The following is a 22,910-nucleotide window of genomic DNA, read 5'->3' as shown; positions in this document are numbered from 1 at the left end:
TGGCTTACCGTCACCGACTCATTCAAATATAGATAAAATAGACTAGCTATCGGTATCGTTTTCGAAAACGATACCGATAGCTATTGTCCTATTCTTAGTTTAAAATGTTTTATTCTCATAGTTATAAATAGAAGAATCCATCTAGCTTCGAATGGAGGTACAGGCGCTTGAGCCCAGGTACCTATCTATTAACAAGCTCTAAAATTGTAATTAGTAAAGATGCCTTTCATACAAACAATGCGTTGGTTCGGACCTAACGACCCGGTATCACTGAATGATATACGTCAGGCAGGCTGTGAAGGGGTAGTATCAGCCCTGCATCAGCTACCTGTTGGAGAGGTATGGTCGGTGGAGGCCATCAGGGAGCGCCAGCAACTGATTGAACAGGCTCCGGAGGGAGTAACGCCGCTGCGTTGGCTGGTGGTGGAGAGCCTGCCCGTCCACGAGGACATCAAAAAGGGACTGCCTTCGCGCGAAACCCTCATAGACAACTATAAGCAGTCGCTGCGAAACCTGGCGGCCTGTGGGATAGAGGTAGTATGCTACAACTTCATGCCAGTGCTGGATTGGTCGCGGACGGATGTAGTATATCAGCTGCCCAACGGCGCCCGTACCCTTCGCTTCGAGTGGGAGAAGTTTGTGGCCTTTGACCTCCATATCCTGAAGCGTCCCGGCGCTGAGCAGGACTACGATGCCGATACCATCGAGCGGGCCAGGCGGCGGTTTGAGTCCATGGGTGAGGAGGAACTGCGGGCCCTGACCGCAACGGTACTGCTGGGGTTGCCGGGCTCAGAAGAAGCCTTTGAGTTGGCTACCTTTCAGTCCCTGCTGGATACCTATAAAGATATAGATGCCGATGCACTACGGGCCAATCTGCACTACTTCGTACAACAGGTAGCACCTCTTGCCGAAGAATTGGGCGTACGGCTGTGCATCCACCCCGATGATCCGCCGCGTCCGCTGCTGGGACTGCCCCGCGTGGTAAGTACCGAAGCCGATCTGCAGGCGCTGATGGATGCCTGCCCCGTCCGGGCCAACGGCATTACCTTCTGTACCGGCTCGCTGGGGGTACGGGCCGACAACGATCTGCCGGGTATGGTGCAGCGGCTGGGGGGCCGGATTCACTTTGTGCATCTGCGTTCTACCAAGCGCGATGCCGACGAACCACGTAATTTTCACGAAGCCGACCACTTGACTGGCGATGTCGATATGTATAGTGTTATGAAAGAACTAGTTCTCGAACAGCAGCGCCGGCAGCAGGCCGGTCGTCCCGACAGCGCGCTACCTATGCGCCCCGACCACGGTCACCAGATGCTGGACGACCTCCACAAAAGGACCTACCCCGGCTATTCGGCCATTGGTCGTCTTAAAGGTCTGGCCGAACTACGGGGTATGGAGCTGGCTATTCGTCGCTCACTGGCGCTGGTACTCCTGCTAGTCTCTGTATTAGTAGGAGGAAGTACCCGCGCCGACGACGGCTACCGCCTCTGGCTTAAATACGACCGGATTCAGGGCGCGGCCTTGCAGCGGGCCTACGCTACTGCTTTTACCGCCATCGTCAACACCGAAAGCTCACCCATGCGGCAAGTGGCCGTGGAGGAGTTACAGACGGGCCTACAGGGGCTGCTGGGTACTAAAGTACCTGTGCAAAAGCAGGCTTCGGGCAAAGGCGATGTAGTTCTTCAACTCAATGCGCAGGAACAAGTAGGGCAGGAGGGGTACCATATCTACCGCAAAGGCAACCAAACTATCATAGCCGCCAAAACCGAAAAGGGGCTCCTGTACGGGAGCTTCGGGCTTTTACGTCACCTGCAGACCCTGCGTCCGCTGTCGGAGCTAAATATCACTACCAGCCCCAAGGTACAGTACCGCGTACTCAACCACTGGGACAACCCCAACGGTACCGTGGAGCGGGGCTACGCCGGCTCATCCATCTGGAAATGGTACGACCTGCCGCAGGTGATTGACCCCCGTTACAAGGAATACGCCCGCGCTAATGCTTCCATTGGGATCAACGCCACGGTAGTCAATAACGTAAACGCCAGTGCCCGCTTCATGACGGCGGAGTACCTGCACAAAGTAAAGGCTCTGGCTGATGTATTCCGTCCCTACGGTATCCGGGTGTACCTGTCAGTACGCTTCACGGCGCCGCGCAACGTGGGTGGCCTCTCCACCGCCGACCCGCTGGACCCGGCCGTACAGCAGTGGTGGAACGAGAAGGTGAAAGAGATTTATTCCATTATTCCGGACTTCGGTGGGTTTGTGGTAAAAGCCAATTCCGAGGGCGAGCCCGGTCCGCAAGACTACAACCGGACCCACGTCGATGGTGCCAACATGCTGGCTAAGGCGATGGCTCCCTACGATGGAATTGTGATGTGGCGGGCTTTCGTGTACAAAGCTGACCCTAACGGCGACCGCTACAAGGCAGGCTACGAGGAGTTCAAGCCTTTCGACGGACAGTTTGACCCGAAGGTACTGGTCCAGGTCAAGAACGGCCCCATTGATTTCCAGCCGCGCGAGCCATTCAGCCCGCTGTTCGGACAGATGCCGCAGACGCCTCTGATGATGGAGTTTCAGCTCACGCAGGAGTACCTGGGCTTCGCGACGCACCTGGTGTACGAAGCACCGCTCTTCAAAGAAACGCTCGACAGCGATACCTACGTCAAAGGCCCCGGCTCAACGGTAGCGGAGGTAGTAGATGGCAGCCTGCACGGCTATACCCGTACCGGCATGGCGGGCGTGTCCAACATTGGCTCCGACCGCAACTGGACCGGGCATCCCGTGGGGCAGGCCAATTGGTACGCTTATGGTCGCTTGGCCTGGGACCACACGCTGTCGTCGGAGCAGATTGCTGAAGAGTGGATAAAGATGACGCTCACCCGCCAGCCGCAGGCGGTGGCTACCATTAAGAGTATTTTTATGGAATCACGCGAGGCGGCGGTCAACTACATGACGCCCCTGGGCCTGCACCACATCATGGGCGAAAGTATTCACTACGGGCCGCAGCCCTGGCTCGAAAAGAGCCAGCGCCCCGACTGGACCTCCCTCTACTACCACCGCGCTGATGCGCAGGGTATCGGTTTCGACCGTACCAAAACCGGCTCCAACGCCCTTTCGCAGTACGCTCCAGAGTTGCAGCAGCAGTGGGGGGTACTGGAAAATACGCCGGAAAAGTACCTGCTTTGGTTCCACCATGTATCCTGGTCGTATAAGATGGACAACGGACGTACCCTGTGGGAGGAACTCTGCTACCGCTACTACGGCGGGGTCAACTCCGTGGAGCAGATGATCCGGCAGTGGGACAGCGTGAAGGGCTCCGTAGACCCCGAATTACACGCCGACGTAGCCAGTCGTCTGCAGATCCAGAAGCGGGAGGCCGAGTGGTGGCGCGATGCCTGCGTGCTGTACTTCCAGACGTATTCGAAGCGACCCATACCCGACGATTTGCCCAAGCCCGACCGCACGCTGGAGGAGATTAAAGAGCTGGTGCGGATTTATCAATTACGTTAATAACCAGAAAATACAAGCTGTGAATACAACACAATCTTTTTCATTAGAAGGAAAACTAGCCCTCGTAACCGGAGGAGGTACCGGCATCGGACTGGCTACTACCCAATGCCTGGTTGATGCCGGAGCCCGGGTGGTCATAACGGGTCGCCGTGAAGAAATGCTCAAAGAAGCCGTAAGTACCCTGGGCGAACGGGCTCACTACGTAGTCAATGACGTAACAGATCGGGCGAAGCTCCCGGCCCTGGTGCAGCATATCGAGAGTACTTGGGGGCCCATTGACATACTGATTAATAATGCCGGTATTAATATGAAGAAACCGGCGCTGGACGTAACGGATGAGGAGTTTGACCGCATCCTGATGACCAACCTCAACGCCGTATTTTCGCTGACCCGGGAGTGCGCCCGGAGCATGATCGCTCGTCGCAGCGGCTCTATTCTGATGATCTCCTCCATGGCCGCCTACTACGGTATAGATAGGGTGGCTGCTTACGGAGCTTCTAAGACGGCTTTGGAAGGCATGATTAAGATACTGGCATCGGAATTTTCGCCGCATAATGTCCGTATCAACGCCATCGCTCCCGGCTTCATCGAAACCCCTATGTTCCTGAAAGCCATGGGTGATGACCCGGACCGCCTGCGGAGGGCCATGAGCCGTACACCGATGGCGCGGTTGGGCGCTCCCAAAGACATCGGTCTGGCGGCTGTGTTTCTGTCCTCCGAAGCCGCCTCGTTTATTACGGGTGTATCGCTACCGGTGGATGGGGGTAATTCGATTGGGTTTTAGGATAGGGATTAGGTAGTATAGCTATAAGCTAAAAGCAGAAGGAACGCTAATTAATTGGCGTTCCTTCTGCTTTTAGGCCATCCTCCTGACCTGTGTCGCACAGGGCTAAAGCACATGTATAAGGAAGACTCGTGCCCCTCAGGCCAACGTGAAAAGTTTAATTGTAATTTTATAGTTCTCTGCTTTCACATGCTTCTATTTTGGAACCCCTTCGCTTTTGGCAGGTAACAGCTTCTCCATGACCAGTGCGTTGAATTTATCCGATTCTTCCCAGCAAGCAGAATGAGCTGACTCCTCAAACCAGATCAATTCTTTAAAAGGAGCTTGCAATGAATTGTAATAATCGGCTGCTAATTCGGAAGGACAGTTATAATCATACCGCCCCAAAAAGAAGTAAACCGGTACCTCAACCGCAGGAATTTGGCTTTTTAAATCCAATTTAGGAAATATCTCTTTGACCAGGGGAGCTGATAAACGGGCTATCTTCCGGGTTTTCAATAAATCTAACAAGCTGTATTCTTTTGAACGTAGAAGGAGTTGGCTATGAGGTAGTTTAAGATTCTGATGCAGTACTCCGCCATATTTTTCCACTAAGGCTCTATGTTGCTTGTAGGCCCCCTCATCACTTAAAAACCCATCATCGGGCTTACCAATGCGTTTTAGAGTGGCTAAGGCGGTTGTGTCCTGCTTTTGCTGAGCTGTATTGAGCGTAAATTCGTAAGAAATTCGTGCGCCTTCAAGCCAGTTGATAGCAGGGGAAACAGCAACAAAAGCGGAATAGTCGTCAGGATGCCTGGCAATTACGTGCATCCCCAGCAAGCTACCCCAGGAGTGCCCAGCTAGTACTACCTTATCCTGCTGGAATCGTTTCTTTAACCAGTCGGTCAGCTCATGGGTATCAGTAATGAACTGATCCAAAGTCATACTGGCTGATGGTATACGGGAAGAGTAAGACTTTCCCGATCCGCGTTGATCCCAATACACTACTGTGAATTGATTTTCCAATGAAGCGTTGTAGTGAATGAAAAACGGCATGGCTATACTACCAGGACCTCCATGTAGCCACAACAGAATTGGATTACGTCGATCTGCTCCCCGTATCGTTACAAATTGTTTGATACCACCGATTTTGATACGGCGTGTTTCGGCAATACTATTTGGCAACTTTTGCCCATCACTTGTTTTAAAGGGGCGGGTTGTACTACAAGCAGCACAAAAAATGATTATCAAAAGACAGAACGTTTGCTTGGCCATGGTCACATAGTAGGAGAATTTCAAAGCTAAGATGCTGTAAAAACCGTATGGGTTGCGTAAGGGCTGCTACCTATTTTTCTAGAGTACCTTTTGTGTACATTATGTCTGTGGCTATAGTGCTTATATAACTCAGTTATAGAGTAAGGGACGAGGGGCTGAATGAACACCACCAGAAGAATGTCCGGGAAGTGTGGGAAGGGCAATAAGAATAATATATGTAATGTGGATTAGCGAAAGCAGCATCCGAGTTTATCGATCCTTCTACTTAAAACTCTTTCTCCCCAAACTCACTCGACGGTAGGCGTGACTTCTTACTCAACTGGTTAAGCGAGTAGCTCAGGTTGAGGATGAATACGTCCGATTCAAGGATGTAGTTGGTGGTGGTAAAAAAGTCCCGGCCACGGGTGGTAATCCGCTGCTCGTTGGAGGGCAGCAGACCCAGACTCATCGACTGCCACTGCAGCATAGCCGACAGCTTCCCCTTCATAAAGGTTTTCTTAAGAGAAGAGTTAGGTACTATAAAGCGTGAGTCTTCGCCCTGAGCTGTGATGCGCTGCGAGAGGTAGCTGACGTTGGCCTGAAAGAGGAGTGTCGGGCTGATCTGCACGCTCGAGGTGCCGTTGAGGGAGTACACCAGGCTGTTGGTGTTGAAAATGATGGTATTGTCAAAGAGTTGACCGCGGATCTTGTAGTCGTAGACGTTTCCGCCCAGGTACAGCTTCCAACCTTTCACCGGCTGCACGTCCAGCCCCAGTTCTACGCCCCAGCGGCGGGCCTTGCCGGCATTGGTAAAGATACGGTTCAGGATGGTATCAGCGTAGACGCTGTTAACCCTGTTAACAATGTTAGTGATATCCTGATGGTAGACCGTCGCCAGGAAGGTACCTGTCTCAAAGGTTTTGACCACGCCAATTTCAGAGAGATTCACGAATTCCGGCAGCAACTGCGGATCGCCCTGCTCGAGGGTCTCAGAGTGCTCGCGCTCGGGTAAGGGGTTCAGAGCAAAGTTGTTGTTGCGCTGCACGCGCCGGCTGTACCCCAGCTTTCCTTTCAAATCATCATTTAGAGAATACAGGATATTAAAAGAAGGGAACAGGTTGGTAAGGCGCAGGTCGTAGGTGTCGTTAGTTTGCTTGATGAACAGGTGCCGGGTCGCGTACTCAAATCGTAGTCCGGCATTGTACTCCAGGCGGCTCCTTTTGGCCCCGTACTGGGTATATAGGGAGTGGATTTGATTATCTACCAGTATTCCTCCCGTAAAGGCCGGAATGAGAACAGGTCGGGTGAAGTTGCCTTCTTTTTCGCGGTACACAAAGTCCCCTTCATCCTGCTGGCTGCGGTACTGGTAGCCCGCCTCCAGCTTACCTCCACCTACGGCAGTAGCGTAGTCTACACTGGTGCGGAAGTTATGGATAGGCCGGTCGGTGGTGGTGAGGGTATACTGCAGCGTATCGGCGTAGTTGCGGGCGTTCAGGTTGCTGTTGCGGGTGTAGCCATCGAGGTAGTCGTACTCGTACAGCACCGAAGCCGACAGGGTAGCGCGGTTCAGGAACGTATGCGTGTAGTCAGCGTTGGCGGTGTAGAACTTCCCCCTTTTCTGTACCAGATTAGAATTAAAGTATGTGGTGCGGCTGAGGATGTTGCCGGTGCTGAGGTCGGTGGTGGTATTATTGTAGAGGATGTCGGCCAGGCGGTACTCGGTCCGGTTGCCGTAGTAAAAGCCGCCCCCGAAGGTGTTATTGGCGTTCGGGGTGTACCCCACCGCCAGCCGGCCCGAAAAGTTGTAGCGGTCAAAGCTGCGCTCGCCCACGGACGGGAAGCGGGTAAAACGGTTGCCGATGGTGGTATTGACATCCCCCACGCGCCGACCGGCTATGTCGTTGCGCAGGTAGCTCAAGCTGGTGGACACGTCCCACTTGCCTTTCTGGTAGTTGAGGGTAGCGTCGGCTCCGTAGCGTACGGGTTTTTCGGCATTGTCGTAGCTGTTGACGCTGGGCAGGCCTCCCTGTACGTTGACCAGCAGAGACAGGCCGTCGTTAGCGCCTTTTTTAGTAATAATATTAATAATACCCGCCTTGCCGTCCGGGTCATAGCGTGAGGAGGGCGTGGTGATAATCTCAATGTTTTCGATGGAGTTGGCGGGCAACTGGGCCAGCAGCGTACCCATGTTGGCCTGTACCGGCTTGCCGTTGAGCAGCACCAGAAAGCCATTGGCCCCCCGCATGCTGACTTCGCCTTCGGCATTGACGGTAACTGAGGGCATGTTTTTGAGCACATCCACCGCCGTACCTCCCACGGCTGACTGAAACTGATCGGCGCGGTAGACCTGCTTGTCGATCTGGGTAATAACCGTAGCCCGCTGGCCTGATACCCTCAATTCCTCCAGCAGCTTGGTATCTGCTTCGACGCCCAAAGTACCTACATCAAGCTTCTGCCCCCTTTCGAGCTGAACGGGTACCTTATGTACCTTATAGCCCACAAAGAACACCTGCAGGTAATAGCTACCGGCTTTCAGTTTGCTCAATTCAAAGCTACCATCTGCCGCGGTCACCGCTCCGTTGACCAGGGCCGAATCAGGCAAGCTGTGAATCGTAACGTTAGCGTATTCGAGAGGCTGGGTACTTTGTTTATCGGTTATAATACCGTTTAGGGAACTGTTCTGGCCGTAAAGCTGGACGGATAGTAAGAGCAAAAGAAAAAATGGGTACTTCATGAATGGAAAGCTACACAAGGTTACAGGCGCACTACTATCAAGACAAGTTTAGCATTGATTTACCCTTAGTGTATCCCATAAAGGTAGGTCTAGCCGCTTCACCAGCTAATTTAAAGTGCTAGGCTAAATTTTGGCAGGTGTTCAATTTGTATTTATTCTAAATTAACTTTGCTTTGTGTAAATTTTACTGGAAGCGAAATGCTTCTGAAAACCATTTACTTAACCCCAACCCGAAACCAGCACCCGCAACTCCCCCCTACTATGAAAGTACTTTTCCGAAACATTCACCTCTACCTGAGCCTGGCGGCCGGACTGGTCATTGCGCTGGTGTGTCTGACGGGCGCCCTGCTGGTATTTGAAAAAGAATTGCAGCACACCATCTACCCCCACCGGTACAAGGTAGAAGTAGGAACGCAGCGGGTGCCGGTAGAGCAATTAGTGGCAACGGTGGAGAAGCAAGTGCCGGAGGCAAAGGTGACGGCCGTGAAGCTGTACGATAGCCCCGCCCGCAGCATAGAAGTGACGTATAAGATAGAGGAAAAGGTGCAGGGGGAGGAAGAACCCAAAAGCAGAACAGAGCTGGCCTTCATGAACCCTTACACGGGTGAGCTGCTGGAGCAGTACAACCACCGCAACAGCTTTTTCTATACCGTATTCGCGCTGCACCGCTGGCTGCTGGCTGACGATACCGGCAAGCTCATTGTAGGGATATCAACCTCGATGTTTCTGTTTATCCTGATAACAGGTATAATCCTGTGGTGGCCGCAGAACAAAAAGATCCTGAAACAGCGCCTGAAACTCAAATGGGACGGCGGCTGGAAGCGCCTCAACCACGACCTGCATATTGTGGTGGGTTTCTATACAGCTATCTTCCTTTTCGCCTTTGCCTTTACCGGTCTGGCGTGGTCGTTTACCTGGTTCAATGATGGTATCTACTGGATTACAGGTACCGAGAACGTGAAGTTCGAGCCCCCTGTGTCCACTCCTCAGCCCGAAGCCCAGGCTATTACGCTGGATCAGGCACTGGCTACTGCAGAACAGATGTACCCCGGCGCGAGCTACTATAATCTTAACAGGCCTGAGGGACCCGAAGCGGCCGTAGCCTTTACGGTAATGCCCAAGGAAGCCATTCACGATCGCGCTTCTGATCAGATATTCCTGGATCAGTACTCCGGAGCGGTAATAGGTACTAATAAATTTGCGGAGAAGAATCTGGGGCAGCGGATCCGGGGTACTTTCTATCCGGTACACGTCGGCTCCATCGGTGGGCTACCTACCCGGATCATCGCGCTCATCGCCTGTATAGCGGGCTTTACGTTCCCGATTACAGGGGTCATTCTCTGGATTAACCGTATAAACAAGCCGCGGAAAAAGAAGAAGAGCAAGAAGCTGAAAGATTCAGCCGTTGATGAAGTAGAGGCTTAGTACTACTGCTGCCGTTGTTGTGTCTTTTGACCAACAACTCTTAGCCTTATAAAAGAAGCCGTCGAATCCCTGAAGAATCGGCGGCTTCTGTATGTATAACCCGTACTACACCTTAGGCCAGAGCTGACTGCAGGTTTTCGTTGATGGCTTCGAGGAACTCCTCAGTGTAAAGGAAGTGCTCACCATGCTTCACGTCGTTGCCGTGTACGATGATCGCCAGGTCCTTCGTCATTTTACCACTTTCTACGGTCTCGATACATACGCGCTCGAGGGTCTCGGAGAAGTTGATCAGCTCCTGGTTGTTGTCCAGTTTACCACGGAACGCCAGACCGCGGGTCCATGCGAAGATGGAAGCGATAGGGTTGGTAGATGTAGGACGACCTTTCTGGTGCTCGCGGTAGTGACGGGTAACGGTACCGTGAGCGGCTTCGGCCTCCATAGTACTTCCATCGGGCGTAACCAGTACTGAAGTCATCAGACCCAGTGAGCCAAAGCCCTGAGCTACCGAGTCAGACTGTACGTCACCGTCGTAGTTTTTACAAGCCCATACGAAGCTACCGCTCCATTTCAGAGCTGAAGCTACCATGTCATCGATGAGGCGGTGCTCGTATACGATACCGGCTTCTTCAAACTTAGCCTTGAACTCAGCGTCGAAGATTTCCTGGAAAATATCTTTAAAGCGACCGTCGTATTTCTTAAGGATGGTATTCTTAGTAGATAGGTATACCGGCCAGCCTTTCTGCAGACCAATGTTCATACAAGAGCGGGCAAATCCACGGATAGACTCGTCGAGGTTGTACATACCCATGGCTACACCACCACCGGGGAAGTTAAATACGTCAAACTCCATCACCTGACCGTCCTCACCTTCAAACTTCATCGTCAGTTTACCTTTGCCGGGTACTACGAAGTCAGTAGCGCGGTACTGGTCACCAAACGCGTGACGACCTACGATGATAGGTGAAGTCCAGGTAGTAACGAGGCGTGGTACGTTGCTCATCACGATAGGCTCACGGAATACGGTTCCGTCCAGGATGTTACGGATAGTACCGTTGGGCGACTTCCACATCTGCTTCAGACCGAACTCTTCTACGCGAGCTTCGTCAGGCGTAATAGTGGCACATTTGATACCTACACCGTACTCTTTGATAGCGTTGGCGGCATCAATGGTTACCTGGTCATTGGTTTCGTCACGGTATTCGATGCCGAGGTCATAGTACTTGATATCTACATCCAGATACGGCAGAATGAGTTTTTCTTTGATGAATTTCCAGATGATGCGGGTCATCTCATCCCCGTCGAGCTCAACGACCGGATTAGCAACTTTAATTTTGTTCATGTGGTAATAAAATTAGTAGCCAAATAATATTTGTTTCAACATCGGCCCAAAAGTACAAAATCTAAGCTAAAAGCCGAAGGTTGAATACAGATTGGTGGTTTTGTGGTACTTGATAGTACTATACGGGTACTCCTGACCCGTTTGCTAAATAGTAGAAAGAAATAATTGGGAAAATGAGAGGACCCCTTTTTTTTGCATATGAACGCATAGCTCATGACTAGCCTGGTTAACTGAATCGTCATGAGAGCTACGCCTCCTCAACTATATAAAAAGATTTCAAAATGCATTTTAAGAAACTTCTGGAAGAAGCGCGGGAAGGGTACTATTTTTGGCAACGAAGTCTTCATGGCCATGGGATGGCTATTGCTCAGGTTAGTTTATTTAAGTACCTGTTCTTTCTTAGCTATTTAGGTTTGATTATAGTCGGGATAGCCTTAGTCCAATACTTATTTGGAGGTCCATTCATACGTTTTGGCAAGAAGAATCTCTTGCTGAACCTGGCAGTTGGCTCTCTTTTAATATATGGCTACAAGCTAATCGCAGACCGGCTTATGGGAGACATCATACATAAAGAGATTGACACCGAACAAGACGAGTCAGAGCAAAAGCGGAAGAAAACTGTATTCTTCTTCCTGTTCATTGGTTCTTTTCTAAGTATTGCTCTCGCGGGTTTCATAGCGTCTAAGCTTGCCTAGGGAGGAGTACCATCTAACTCAGAGCGTAAAGGCTTTCACCAGTATATAATCAATAGTACCGTCAGGTTTGGTATACACATTGATTTCCCTGAGCCCCTGTACACTAGTCCAGCGGCTCAGGGAATCTGTAGTTATAACGGGCGGGGTAGCGGGGAGCCCCAGCAGCGGAAGCGCATCCCGTACGGGAGTAGAGTCCGGGGGATTGACGGTAATCCAGTCGGCCATGTCGTTGATGTAGACGATGCGAACGAGGCCGTTCTTATAGATGTACTTCTGGCAGTTTTTGCAAACGGTGAGTTCTTCCCGGTTCAGGGGTTGAAAGCTGCTCGTCAGGCCCAGGATGTGTTCAAGATCCTCCTGCGTCTGGTTGGCTATTTCCTTAATAGTGATGATTGGAGTAATTGTCGGCTCTTGTGCCTCCCTGCGGGTAGAGGCCGGTTGGGAACTACACGCGCTGGTAAGAGCACAAAATATGAGGACAAAGAATAAAGCTTTCATGGTAAAGGTGTACCTGCTATTTTTAGAGGGAAAAGGCCGCTACCGCCTTTTTATACCAACTAAACCTGCATCTGCCCTATGTCATCACTCATTGCCTGGTTCGAAATACCTACTGCCGATATCAACCGCGCCGCTCAGTTTTACGGCGCCTTACTGGCTACTGACCTGTCCGTACTGGACCTGGGAGCGCTCAAGATGGTGCTGCTGCCCGAAGGCGGAGCGCTGGTGCAACACCCTACGGCCTATCATCCCTCGCACGAAGGCCCCTTGCTGTACCTCGACGGTGGCGAGGATATGGCAGAGCTACTCAGCCGGGTAGAGATAGCCGGAGGCAAGATCATCCGTGAAAAGACACAAGTCAGCCCCAGCTTCGGCTACATGGCTCTCTTCGAAGACACCGAAGGCAATCGCTTGGCCATCAGGTCACTTGGATAAAATATTAATTACGAAGGAGTTTTTATCAGCCCCCTCATAAGCCGACCGCCGGGCGGCCCCGCTTATTTTACAGCTATATGTGCGGCTGGTTTGCGCAGAGCTGTAAAATACAGAGGCGTTGAGAGAGCGAGGCCCGCCCGGCCGTGAGGGCGAAAGCAAGCATTACCCGGAGAAGCTGGATATATAGCAAACAAGCTAGTTCTGCCTACTACATACTCACCGGACTAGCTACCTTCACGTTCTTATTCTCAATCCGGGAGAGTTCTTTCAACTGCCCGGCTTCAAATAGTTGGTCCAGCTTTACCAGATTCTCCCTCGTGACAGCCATCGTCGAGTCAGTAGGAGCGTAGTTGATGTAGTCTTGCACCAGAATACCTCCCACCCGCTGCGGATTGTAGGCTTCGCGGAAGCGCAGGCCGGTCTCGTCGGTATAGTAGAGGTAGGCCAGGTAGTCCATGGAGTGGTCGTCCTTATCAAACCAGTACACAAACTCATCGCTGTAGTCCTTGCCACCTCCTTCCTGCGCGAAGGATACGAGTACTTTGTGATAAGACTTGCCCTTGATAGTCGCCTCGCCCAGGTACTCCTTCTTCACCGCGGGATCGTTAAGGGGCTGGGGGAGCAGAATGAAGTACGCGACCGAGTTAACGGAGTTCTGGTACTTGCTCATCGTAGTATCGGGTACATTCTGGCGCTGGCCGTTGATAGTACGGTAGGCGCCGTCGTTGCTGAGTATGTCCTGGATCGCGGCGCCGGTGGAGTCCTGCTGATGGCGCTCATAGCGATAGATATCTTTTTCCCGCACCACTACATAGTGCTTATCACGAAAGTCGAACTCCATCCTGAACCCATTGTAGGCTTCTGCCCCATGGTGGGCAATGGCTCTGTCCACGACGGACTGGGCCGGATCGGGTGACTGGCAGGATACTATCAAAATCAAGCACAGAAAAATCAGCGGGAGACCGTAGCGCATGGAGGAGTTGTGGTTAGTTTTGTAGAAAATACATTTGTAAACAGGAGTCTGGTAGTAGGTAAATAGCCTTTTAACTAGGAAATGACCAAAGCTACTACCTAAAAGTGGACTCTTACTCACCTATATAACCTAAAAATGAAAAAAATAGCCCTCTCCCTGCTCCTAATAATCCAGGTATCGGTACAGCTCATGGCTCAGGCCCTGACGCTTTGGTACGACCGGCCCGCTGAGCGCTGGGAGGAAGCCCTGCCGGTAGGGAATGGCAGACTGGGAGCAATGGTATGGGGAAAGATAGGTGAAGAACTGATTCAGCTCAACGAAGCTACCCTCTGGTCGGGCGGCCCCACCAACACCAACGCCAATCCGGAAGCGGCAAAGTACCTGCCCGAGATCCGGAAGGCGCTCTTTGCCGGAGACTACGCTACCGCGCACGAACTGACCAAAAAAATGCAGGGACTGTACACCGAGTCGTACGAGCCACTGGGCGACCTGCTGATCAAAATGGATGCAGCGGGCCAGCCTACCAGGTACCGCCGCGACCTGGATATAGCCAATGCGGTAGCTACTACGCGCTATACCATTGGTGGAGTAGAGTATCGGTGTGAAATAATTGCGTCAGCGCCGGATCAGGTAATCGTGATACGGCTAACGGCCAATAAAGCCGGTGCCCTGAACTTCGTGGTAAGTACTAAAAGTCCCATTCGATTTACGAATGCAACAGTCAGCCCTACGGAGATATCTATGCGGGGCAAAGCGCCCGCTCATACTGATCCCAACTACGTCAACTACAACCGGGAGCCTGTCGTTTACGATGATCCTACCGGCTGCCGGGGTATGCGGTACGACCTGCGGGTACGGGCCATCAACAAAGGAGGAAAGGTAACTTCAGATATCAATGGCCTGCGGGTGGCGGGGGCTACGGAGGTAGTCCTGTACGTGTCGGCGGCGACGAGCTTCAACGGCTTTGACAAGTGTCCGGATAAGGAAGGAAAAGATGAAAAAGCCCTGGCGGAGGGATATTTAAAAAAAGCCGTAGCTAAGTCCTACGACGCTATCAAGAAAGCGCACGTGCAGGACTACAAGCGGTACTTTGATCGTGTAGCACTGATGCTAAATGATGATCAGGTACCTAACTTACCTACCAATGAGCGTCTGAAGCGCTACACCGCTGGGGCCAATGATCCGGCGCTGGAGTCAATGTACTTCCAGTATGGTCGGTACCTGCTGATTTCGAGTTCGCGGGAAGGGAGCCCAGCGGCTAATCTGCAGGGGATTTGGAACCCATACGTGCAGCCGCCCTGGAGCAGCAACTACACCACCAACATCAACGCCGAGATGAACTACTGGCCGGCTGAGGTAACCAACCTGTCGGAGCTACACCTGCCGCTGATTAATCTGATTAGGACCCTAGCCGTAACGGGTAAGGAGACCGCTAAAAACTTCTACGGAACCGATGGCTGGGCGGTCCATCACAATGCCGACATCTGGGGAGCGGCCAATCCGGTAGGTGACTTGGGGAAGGGTACGCCGCAGTGGGCCAACTGGATGCTGGGCAGTGCCTGGCTGAGTCAGCACCTGTACGAGCATTACCGATTTACACAAGATAAAAAGTACCTGCAAGCCACAGCCTATCCAATCATGAAGGAGGCGGCCGAGTTCTGCCTGGACTGGCTGGTGGAAGGACCCGATGGACATTTGGTAACGGCTCCTTCTACCTCACCGGAGAACCTTTTTATGGGGCCGGACGGAAAGCCGTACGATGTAACGATCGCTAGTACCATGGACATGTCGCTGATCTGGGACCTGTTCACCAATGTTATCGAAGCCTCCGAAGAGCTGGGCGTAGATGCCGACTACCGTAAGATGCTACTTGAAAAGCGGAGCAAGCTATTCCCCCTACAGATTGGTAAAAAAGGGAACCTGCAGGAGTGGTACAAGGACTACGAGGATCAGGACCCGGAGCACCGGCACGTATCTCACCTGTTCGGGCTGCACCCCGGTCGGCAGATCTCACCCTTAACGACTCCTGAACTAGCCGGGGCAGCGCAGAAAACGCTCGAAATCCGAGGCGACGGTGGTACCGGCTGGAGCAAAGCCTGGAAGATCAACTTCTGGGCGCGCCTCCTTGACGGCGACCACGCCTATAAGCTCCTGCGCGAGCTGCTGCACTACGTAGGCCACGACAATACCGACTACAAGGGCGGAGGTACTTACGCCAACCTGTTCTGCGCCCATCCACCTTTCCAGATCGACGGTAACTTTGGTGGCCTGGCCGGTATGGCCGAAATGCTGATCCAAAGCCATCTGAACGCTATCCAGCTACTCCCGGCGCTCCCCTCCGCCTGGCATAAAGGCTCGGTAAAAGGCTTACGGGCCCGTGGCGACTACGAAGTAGATATGGATTGGAATGCCGGAAAGCTCACCTCCGCTACAGTACGCTCCGAAGCCGGAGGCGAGTGCCGCATCCGGTCAGCGGTGCCTCTGCGGGTTGAAGGAGCGCAGGCCCGTCGGGAAGGAGATGTACTTGTTTTTAATACGGTGAAAGGAAAAACGTACCGGCTGGTGCGGGAGTAGGGGGAGAAGCGTGTACCTCTCCCTCTATAATACATAAGGGGCAGTTAACTTAGCAGTCCATTTTTCCGGCTTAACATCAGTTGGTTGAGGATGTCTGGGCTTGATGTAAGCGAATACTGATTTTATCAGCTGCTTCCTTCAGCGATTGAGCCAGCAGTTTCTTGCGCGCACCCGAGTATCTGGATTCGGGAAGAAAAATACTTAAGGCTGCTATGACTTTGTTGTCCTTGCGAATGGGCGCAGCCAGACCTACCACGTGTTTTACCGAATCCAGGGTAATAACAAATCCTTCCGCTTTGATTTTAGTAAGAGCCTCTTCCAGTTCAGGGCGGTTAGCGGCTTCCTTCCAGGTATCAGCGGGGGGAATCCCATTAGCCTGAATAAAATTTTCCTGCTCTTTAGGAGTTAGATTGGCCAGCAGTAACCTTCCCGTCGCGGTTTCGTATACATTACGCTCGGTGCGGCTCCGTACCTGCAAATCCTGATCGCTATGTACAATATGGAGAATGTACCTTTTCTGATTGCGCAGAATGCCGAGCAAACTTGTTTCGTTTAGTTGCAGGGTGAGCTCTTCCATCACGTCCTTAGCCGATAGGATGAGGCTTTGATTGTACGAAAGGTTATTGGTCAGGTTGAAAGCCATCGGCCCCAGCTTGTACCCCTTCTTCCGCCCCAGATGCTCAATATAATTTTTGCTGACCAGCGTTTTGAGAATATTGGCGCAGGTAGCCTGGTTCAGGTCCAGCCGTTCTGAGATTTCGGTGAGGGTATAGGCCCGCTCCTGGTCCTGCGCGACTAGCTCGAGAATATCAAGGGCTTTGATGATAACTAGTACCATACGTGGGTAGACATATAGGTGGTATAGAGTAACAAATATACGAGAGTTGTAGATGTAGACACACTATACTCTCATAATATCAAATTAGCGGCCCATCCAACCACCATCTACCAGGAGTAAGCTACCATGTACATAATCTGAGGCCCTGGAAGCCAGGAACACGGTTACCCCCTTAAAATCATTGGGAGTACCCCAGCGACCTGCCGGAATACGTGCCAGTATAGAAGCGCTACGCTCGGGGTCATTGCGCAGGGCTTCAGTATTATCCGTACTGATATAGCCCGGAGCTATACCATTCACGTTGACTCCTTTGCCGGCCCACTCATTCGCCAGCGCTTTCACCAGACTACCAATGGCTCCCTTACTTGCTGCGTAGCCAGGTACCGTTACCCCGCCCTGAAAGGTAAGGAGTGAAGCCGTAAAGATAATTTTGCCCTCCCCCCGCTGGACCATGTCTTTCCCAATCTCGCGACTCAGGATAAACTGGGCGTTCAGGTTGGTTTCTATGACCTGGTCCCAGTACTCATCAGGGTGCTCATGCGCCGGTTTGCGCAGGATCGTACCGGCGTTATTCACCAGAATGTCTATGACCGGATTGTCTTTTTTGACCCTATCAATAAACTGGTAGAGGGCTTTGCGGTCACTCAGGTCGCACTGGTATCCCTTAAAAGTACGGCCCGTCTGTACTACGGCGCGCTCAACTTCACTGTCCTCTGTTTCAAGCGAGGCTGATACCCCAATAATGTCAGCTCCGGCTTCGGCCAGGGCCACCGCCATAGCTTTCCCAATCCCCCTTTTGCAGCCAGTTACCAGCGCCCTTTTACCATGCAGTGAAAATGCATCAAGTGTAGTCATAATTTATCTATGTTAAATATAAAGTTCCGTAATCTCTGCAATAGTAAATAAAAAGTTAGCTTTTATAAAAAATATTTTCAAAAAATGATTTTATAAAAAACCAAGCTCATTGTTATTATATAGCCATAAATGTTGAAATATTCATAGATGGTAGCAGTTGCACAGGGCTCCCGCTAATGGCTATAATCCTATTTTATTTTGATTAATTATAATTGGGATATATTTTTGTAATATGAAATTGTAATTCAATATTATAAAATAAAACCTCTTGCTATGAATAAACACTATACCTTTGGACCAAAGCTGTTAGCCTTCATTATCATGATCATGGCTGGAGTACTGGTTAACAGCGTGGCGTGGGCTCAGGCTACCGTCACCGGCAAAGTACTGGATGAGGCCGGGCAACCATTGCCCGGCGTAAACGTCGTAGAGAAAGGTACCTCCTCGGGTACCACTACCACTGCTTCCGGAGAGTACAGCATCCGGGTAACTACTCCCCAGCCTGTCCTGGTTTTTTCTTTTGTAGGCTACCAGCCTCAGGAAATTGCAGTTAACAACCAGGCGGTAATAAGTCCTACTCTGGCCCTGGATAACCGGATGCTCAATGAAGTAGTAGTGGTAGGATACGGTACCCAACAGAAAAAAGACCTGACGGGCTCCATTGCTTCGGCTGATCTGGTTGCTTTCAAAGAATCTCCTAATGTAAGTATTCTGCAATCACTGAAAGGTTCATTACCCGGTCTCACCATCGGCCAGACCAACCGGGCCGGCCAGGAAGCCTCCATTAATATACGGGGTACTTCTACCCTGAATGGCAATACATCGCCCCTTATCATTGTGGATGGAATTATTTATAGCGGACGACTTTCAGATATTAACCCCGCCGATGTGGCCAGCGTTGATGTGTTGAAAGATCCCAGTAGTAAGGCCGTGTATGGTTCACAGGCGGCCAACGGTGTAGTGCTGATCACCACCAAAAACGGTAAATCAGGTCAGAAGCCTTCTATTACTTATTCAGGTAATTATGCTATTTCTACTCCTACCATCGGCGCTCGCCTGCTGGGCCGGGAAGCTTATCTGCAAAAGGTTAGGGATATTGAATACCTTAATTCGTATACTAAAGAATCAGGCTACACCCAGCCGAATCCGGCCTGGACCTACGCCAATTCTGACTTTTTTCCGAGCATTCTGGCGGGCGTAGATGCCGGAAACGACTACGATTGGTTCGGTGCCTTGACACAGCCTTCTCTTATTTCCAACCACACGCTCGGCCTGTCGGGCGGTTCGGACCGGACTACCTACTTTATGTCGGCGGGCTATACCAACGAAAAGGGATTTATCAAGAACGATGACTACACCCGCCTGACCCTGCGGTTGAACCTGGATACGGAAGTGACCAAGTGGCTCACGATCGGGGCCAATACCTCCGGCGCCTTTACCGATTTTTCCGGAGAGGCTCCCAACATGAGCTCGCTGATTGCGATGAGTCCGCTGGTACTACCCACCGATGCCGAAGGCAACTACATAATCAATCCAACCGGTGATTTGAACACCAACCCTTTCCTGCCCGCTACCAATGATAACTATGAAATGCAGAACCGGCTGGTCGGAAACTTTTATGGTATCATCCGGATCCCCTCTATCCCGGGCTTCAGCTACCGGCTCAACGTAGGTAATAACCTCAAATTTTTCAAAAACTACGGTTCCAGTATCTACGGTGCCGGGCAGACCGGATCGGCTTATAAAAACGATGCGATCCAGTATGAGCAAACCCTTGATAATATTTTTAACTATACCCGGAGTTTCGGGAAGCACTCTATCAACGCCACGGGCGTGTACGGGTACAACACCGCCAGGTTCAACCGTACCGCAGCCAACGGGTCGGGCTTTTCGGATCTGAACCTTTCCTATAACAATCTGGCCCAGGCCGAAATCCAGAAGATAGCCTCCGAAGCCTGGAACGAGGCGCTGCTGTACCAGATGGGAAGCGTAGCCTATAACTACGGCGGCAAGTACCTGCTCAAAGCCACGGTGCGCCGCGATGGTTTCAGCGGATTTTCCAGAAACAACAAAACGGGAATTTTCCCCTCCCTGGGCTTTGGCTGGGTACTCTCCGAGGAGGACTTCTTTAAGGTACCTGTGGTGGACTTCCTGAAGATCCGGGGCAGCTACGGGGAGAACGGCAATAAAGTAGGCCGGTACAGCTCCCTGGCCCGGGTGGAGTCGGCGGATGGTTCCAAGTACGTGTTTGGAGACGGAGGTACTACCGCCATCGGACGCTCGGTAGCTACTCTGGCCAATAACGACCTCCGCTGGGAAAGAACCCGTGGGATTAATATTGGAGCCGACTTTGCCATTCTGAACAGCCGGATTGACGGAAATGTAGAGTACTATAACTCCAACACCAACGACCTGCTGTGGTCGCAGGTATTACCCCAAACGTCGGGTTTTGGCAGCGTACTGACCAACATCGGTGAAATCAATAATACCGGGATTGAATTCATGCTTCACGGGGTACCTTTTCAGACCAATGACTTCACCTGGGACCTTTCGGTCAACTTTTCCCGAAATAGAAACAAAATTGTCAGCCTGCTGGGTGAAGACCTGGACGGCGATGGAAAAGAAGATGACCTTATCGCCAGCGGTTTGTTCATTGGCAGACCCATCGGTACCATCTATAGCTACCAGATTGACGGACTCAACGGACTGGACAACGAACGCCTACCAGGCTTTGATCCGGGCAGCTACAAGGTAATTGACCAGAACGCGGACGGAAAAATCACGCCCGAAGCCGACCGAATCATTCTGGGCCAAAGAGAGCCCGCCTTCCAGTTTGGCATTCAGAATAATGTGTCTTACAAGCAGTTCACGCTGCGTTTCTTCATCAATTCCATCCAGGGAGGTAAGAACGGCTACCTGAGCGTCAATCATCCCGACGGATACAACGGTACCAAGGGTATTGCTACCAGCTCCAACTGGTTTGACTTCAACCAGATCTGGTCGCCCCGAACCCCCGACGCCAAGTACCCCAATCCCTGGGTAGGTAGTCCGGTGGGTGCCCGCGCCTACTACCAAAGGGACTTTGTCCGGTTACAGGATATTTCACTGGCGTATAATTTCGATAAAGTACTCAGCCGGAAAATCGGTGCTCAGAATATAAAACTATTTGTGAGCGGCAAAAACCTGCTGACTCTGACCGATTGGGACGGATGGGATCCGGAGACCGGACAGGGAGTGTCCAACTACGAAGCCTTCCCGGTAATGAAATCCTATTCCTTTGGACTTGACATTACTTTCTAATCCTTGAACAGAAAAAACATGAAAACGAATATTTTAAAAGCATTCTTTCTGGCGGGTACCATGCTGCTGAATGTGGGCTGCAATGAAGAGGAATTCCTCAACGAAGTACCCCTCGATTTTTATAGCCCTGAGAACTCCTACATCAGCGAAGCAAACTTTAACGCGGCCCTGACTGACCTGTACGCCCGGGTGCGGGACATACAGAGTATAAGCGGAGGAGCGGACTTTTATTCCGAAGTACTGGCTACCGACCTGGCTTTCAACGCCCGTCTGGAAAATGGCCGGATAGGGAACTATAATTCAGCCATTACCCCTCAGGGAAGTATTCCCAGATACCACTGGGTAAACTGGTACAAGGTGATTTCCAATGCCAATACGATTATTTCGAGGCTCCCGTCTTCAAAATTGACCGAGGCCAAACAAAAAGTAGTAGGGGCCGAGGCCAAACTATTCCGGGCGTGGGCTTACCGTCACCTGGTGCACCTGTACGGCGGCGTTCCGCTGGTACTGGAAGAGGCTACATCGCCTAAAAGTGATTTCACGCGGGCTTCCAAAGAGGAGGTTTTGAATCAGATTATCCTGGATGCGACGGATGCGGCCAGCAACCTGCCCAACGTAGGTGCCGTTACCGACGGAAAAGTGAGTAAGGCGGTGGCTAACCACCTGCTGGCCGAAACCTATGTAGTATTGAAGCAGTACGACAAAGCCATTGCCGCGGCTACGGAGGTCATTGATAATTCGAGCCTGAGCCTGATGAAGGAGCGCTTCGGCAGCCTCAGAAATAGTCCTGGTGATGTATTTTATGACCTTTTTCGAGTAGGAAATCAAAACCGGAAGGCCGGCAATATGGAAGCCATCTGGGTACTTCAGTACGAGGTTGATGTGATTGGTGGTGGACTGACCTCCGCGGGTGGCTTGAATCAGTTAGAGCGGGTAGTCTCCCCGGCGGTGTTCTCCATTGTGGACCCCGATGGTAAAGGAGCCATGATTGACAACGCTTCGGCTTCCACCCTCAACAGTGGCGGAAGGGGCGTGTCCTTTGTGCAACCCACGGATTACTTCCTGTACGATGTGTGGGGACTGGATCCTAAAGCAGACAACCGGGTGGTGAATTCGACCGACATCCGCACCTCTCCTTTCAACATTGTCCGGGACTTTGTGTATACCAATCCGGCTTCGCCCAAGTACTTTGGTAAAAGTATCATTGACTTCCCGGCCCCCAACTGGAAAGCCCAGAGCTGGCGCTGGTACCCTTATCCCTCCAAAGTGACGACACCGGGCCAGCATCCGATTGGCCTCTACTCCGATCCGGTTAAACTGACGCTAAAGACTACGGCCGGAGCCCTGTACCGCGACGTATACCTGATTCGTCTGCCCGAAACCATTCTCCTAAGAGCCGAAGCTTACTTCCTGAAAGGTGAATTGACCAAAGCAGCCGAAGATATCAACATGGTACGCAGCCGGGCCAAGGCAGAGCCGGTAACGCCCGGAGAAGTGAGCCTGGATTACATCCTGGACGAAAGGGCCCGTGAATTAGTGTTTGAGGAAAACCGCCGGTTAACCCTGTCGCGAATGGGCAAGCTGGTGGAGCGCGTGAGAAAGTACAATCCGCTGAATAAGGGCAATATAAACGATTATAACGCCCTGTTCCCTATTCCCTTCTCAGAAATAGAATCGAACAAAGATGGTAATCTGGAGCAGAATCCGGGCTATTAAA

At 51.7% G+C, this 22,910-nt stretch carries 15 protein-coding genes and 1 pseudogene; 9 read left to right on the top strand and 7 right to left on the bottom strand.

Features of this window, described 5'->3' with window-relative positions:
• Positions 1-219: 219 nt before the first annotated feature.
• The 3 genes and pseudogenes from uxuA to JUB14_RS17240 form a co-directional block, all read left to right on the top strand.
• A pseudogene (gene uxuA / locus JUB14_RS28135) lies at positions 220-1,422 on the top strand (mannonate dehydratase); the annotation flags it as partial.
• Positions 1,405-3,510, top strand: coding sequence for an alpha-glucuronidase family glycosyl hydrolase (locus tag JUB14_RS28130; RefSeq protein WP_374757820.1), 2,106 nt, complete (start codon positions 1,405-1,407; stop codon positions 3,508-3,510). The pseudogene uxuA and the gene JUB14_RS28130, both read left to right, overlap by 18 nt.
• 19 nt (positions 3,511-3,529) lie before the next feature.
• Positions 3,530-4,294, top strand: coding sequence for an SDR family NAD(P)-dependent oxidoreductase (locus tag JUB14_RS17240; RefSeq protein WP_374757816.1), 765 nt, complete (start codon positions 3,530-3,532; stop codon positions 4,292-4,294).
• Positions 4,295-4,489: 195 nt separating this feature from the next.
• On the opposite strand, the gene JUB14_RS17235 is transcribed toward JUB14_RS17240, so the two are convergent.
• On the bottom strand, positions 4,490-5,548 hold the full coding sequence (locus tag JUB14_RS17235; RefSeq protein ID WP_207507705.1) for an alpha/beta fold hydrolase: 1,059 nt from the start codon (positions 5,546-5,548) through the stop codon (positions 4,490-4,492).
• Positions 5,549-5,813: 265 nt separating this feature from the next.
• Positions 5,814-8,261: a TonB-dependent receptor gene (locus tag JUB14_RS17230; protein ID WP_207507704.1), complete on the bottom strand. Its 2,448-nt coding sequence runs from the start codon at positions 8,259-8,261 to the stop codon at positions 5,814-5,816.
• 261 nt (positions 8,262-8,522) lie between these two features.
• Between JUB14_RS17230 and JUB14_RS17225 the strand changes: the two genes are divergently transcribed.
• Positions 8,523-9,686, top strand: coding sequence for a PepSY-associated TM helix domain-containing protein (locus JUB14_RS17225; RefSeq protein WP_207507702.1), 1,164 nt, complete (start codon positions 8,523-8,525; stop codon positions 9,684-9,686).
• 112 nt (positions 9,687-9,798) lie between these two features.
• Here the strand turns inward: JUB14_RS17225 and JUB14_RS17220 are convergent, their stop codons facing one another.
• The gene (locus JUB14_RS17220) at positions 9,799-11,025 is read right to left on the bottom strand and encodes an NADP-dependent isocitrate dehydrogenase (RefSeq protein WP_207507700.1); all 1,227 of its coding nucleotides are present in this window, start codon (positions 11,023-11,025) and stop codon (positions 9,799-9,801) included.
• Between the two features lie 281 nt (positions 11,026-11,306).
• On the opposite strand from JUB14_RS17220, the gene JUB14_RS17215 reads away from it, so the two are divergent.
• Positions 11,307-11,720 (top strand): hypothetical protein, encoded by a 414-nt coding sequence (locus tag JUB14_RS17215; protein WP_207507698.1) that lies wholly within the window; start codon positions 11,307-11,309, stop codon positions 11,718-11,720.
• An 18-nt stretch (positions 11,721-11,738) separates the two neighbouring features.
• Here JUB14_RS17215 and JUB14_RS17210 read toward each other — a convergent pair whose 3' ends face one another.
• On the bottom strand, positions 11,739-12,218 hold the full coding sequence (locus tag JUB14_RS17210) for a putative periplasmic lipoprotein (RefSeq protein WP_207507697.1): 480 nt from the start codon (positions 12,216-12,218) through the stop codon (positions 11,739-11,741).
• A 78-nt stretch (positions 12,219-12,296) separates the two neighbouring features.
• Between JUB14_RS17210 and JUB14_RS17205 the strand changes: the two genes are divergently transcribed.
• A complete protein-coding gene (locus tag JUB14_RS17205) occupies positions 12,297-12,653 on the top strand; it encodes a VOC family protein (RefSeq protein ID WP_207507696.1) in 357 nt (118 codons plus the stop codon).
• Between the two features lie 208 nt (positions 12,654-12,861).
• Here the strand turns inward: JUB14_RS17205 and JUB14_RS17200 are convergent, their stop codons facing one another.
• Positions 12,862-13,626, bottom strand: a complete 765-nt coding sequence (locus JUB14_RS17200; protein WP_207507695.1) for a DUF6503 family protein — start codon at positions 13,624-13,626, stop codon at positions 12,862-12,864.
• A 135-nt stretch (positions 13,627-13,761) separates the two neighbouring features.
• Between JUB14_RS17200 and JUB14_RS17195 the strand changes: the two genes are divergently transcribed.
• Positions 13,762-16,200 (top strand): glycoside hydrolase family 95 protein, encoded by a 2,439-nt coding sequence (locus tag JUB14_RS17195; protein ID WP_207507694.1) that lies wholly within the window; start codon positions 13,762-13,764, stop codon positions 16,198-16,200.
• Between the two features lie 76 nt (positions 16,201-16,276).
• On the opposite strand, the gene JUB14_RS17190 is transcribed toward JUB14_RS17195, so the two are convergent.
• Entirely contained in the window at positions 16,277-17,038 is a 762-nt protein-coding gene (locus JUB14_RS17190; protein ID WP_207507693.1) for an IclR family transcriptional regulator, read from the bottom strand.
• 84 nt (positions 17,039-17,122) lie between these two features.
• Positions 17,123-17,893 (bottom strand): SDR family oxidoreductase, encoded by a 771-nt coding sequence (locus JUB14_RS17185; protein ID WP_207507692.1) that lies wholly within the window; start codon positions 17,891-17,893, stop codon positions 17,123-17,125.
• Between the two features lie 273 nt (positions 17,894-18,166).
• Between JUB14_RS17185 and JUB14_RS17180 the strand changes: the two genes are divergently transcribed.
• Entirely contained in the window at positions 18,167-21,193 is a 3,027-nt protein-coding gene (locus tag JUB14_RS17180; protein ID WP_229367951.1) for a SusC/RagA family TonB-linked outer membrane protein, read from the top strand.
• An 18-nt stretch (positions 21,194-21,211) separates the two neighbouring features.
• Positions 21,212-22,909, top strand: coding sequence for a RagB/SusD family nutrient uptake outer membrane protein (locus tag JUB14_RS17175; RefSeq protein WP_207507691.1), 1,698 nt, complete (start codon positions 21,212-21,214; stop codon positions 22,907-22,909).
• The last annotated feature ends 1 nt before the right edge of the window (position 22,910 follow it).

Origin of the sequence: Telluribacter humicola (genome assembly GCF_017355935.1) — a bacterium.
In the GTDB taxonomy this organism is placed as follows: Bacteria; Bacteroidota; Bacteroidia; order Cytophagales; family Spirosomataceae; genus Telluribacter; species Telluribacter humicola.
This window is presented reverse-complemented; position numbering and strand designations above follow the sequence as displayed.

Excerpts from the sequence above, each read along its gene's own strand:
- JUB14_RS17185 (WP_207507692.1), bottom strand. The coding sequence starts at position 17,893 with ATGACTACACTTGATGCATTTTCACTGCATGGTAAAAGGGCGCTGGTA.
- JUB14_RS17205 (WP_207507696.1), top strand. The coding sequence starts at position 12,297 with ATGTCATCACTCATTGCCTGGTTCGAAATACCTACTGCCGATATCAAC.
- JUB14_RS17215 (WP_207507698.1), top strand. The coding sequence starts at position 11,307 with ATGCATTTTAAGAAACTTCTGGAAGAAGCGCGGGAAGGGTACTATTTT.
- JUB14_RS17230 (WP_207507704.1), bottom strand. The coding sequence starts at position 8,261 with ATGAAGTACCCATTTTTTCTTTTGCTCTTACTATCCGTCCAGCTTTAC.
- JUB14_RS17200 (WP_207507695.1), bottom strand. The coding sequence starts at position 13,626 with ATGCGCTACGGTCTCCCGCTGATTTTTCTGTGCTTGATTTTGATAGTA.
- JUB14_RS17210 (WP_207507697.1), bottom strand. The coding sequence starts at position 12,218 with ATGAAAGCTTTATTCTTTGTCCTCATATTTTGTGCTCTTACCAGCGCG.
- JUB14_RS17235 (WP_207507705.1), bottom strand. The coding sequence starts at position 5,548 with ATGGCCAAGCAAACGTTCTGTCTTTTGATAATCATTTTTTGTGCTGCT.
- JUB14_RS17190 (WP_207507693.1), bottom strand. The coding sequence starts at position 17,038 with ATGGTACTAGTTATCATCAAAGCCCTTGATATTCTCGAGCTAGTCGCG.
- JUB14_RS17180 (WP_229367951.1), top strand. The coding sequence starts at position 18,167 with ATGAATAAACACTATACCTTTGGACCAAAGCTGTTAGCCTTCATTATC.
- JUB14_RS17220 (WP_207507700.1), bottom strand. The coding sequence starts at position 11,025 with ATGAACAAAATTAAAGTTGCTAATCCGGTCGTTGAGCTCGACGGGGAT.
- JUB14_RS17195 (WP_207507694.1), top strand. The coding sequence starts at position 13,762 with ATGAAAAAAATAGCCCTCTCCCTGCTCCTAATAATCCAGGTATCGGTA.
- JUB14_RS17175 (WP_207507691.1), top strand. The coding sequence starts at position 21,212 with ATGAAAACGAATATTTTAAAAGCATTCTTTCTGGCGGGTACCATGCTG.
- JUB14_RS17225 (WP_207507702.1), top strand. The coding sequence starts at position 8,523 with ATGAAAGTACTTTTCCGAAACATTCACCTCTACCTGAGCCTGGCGGCC.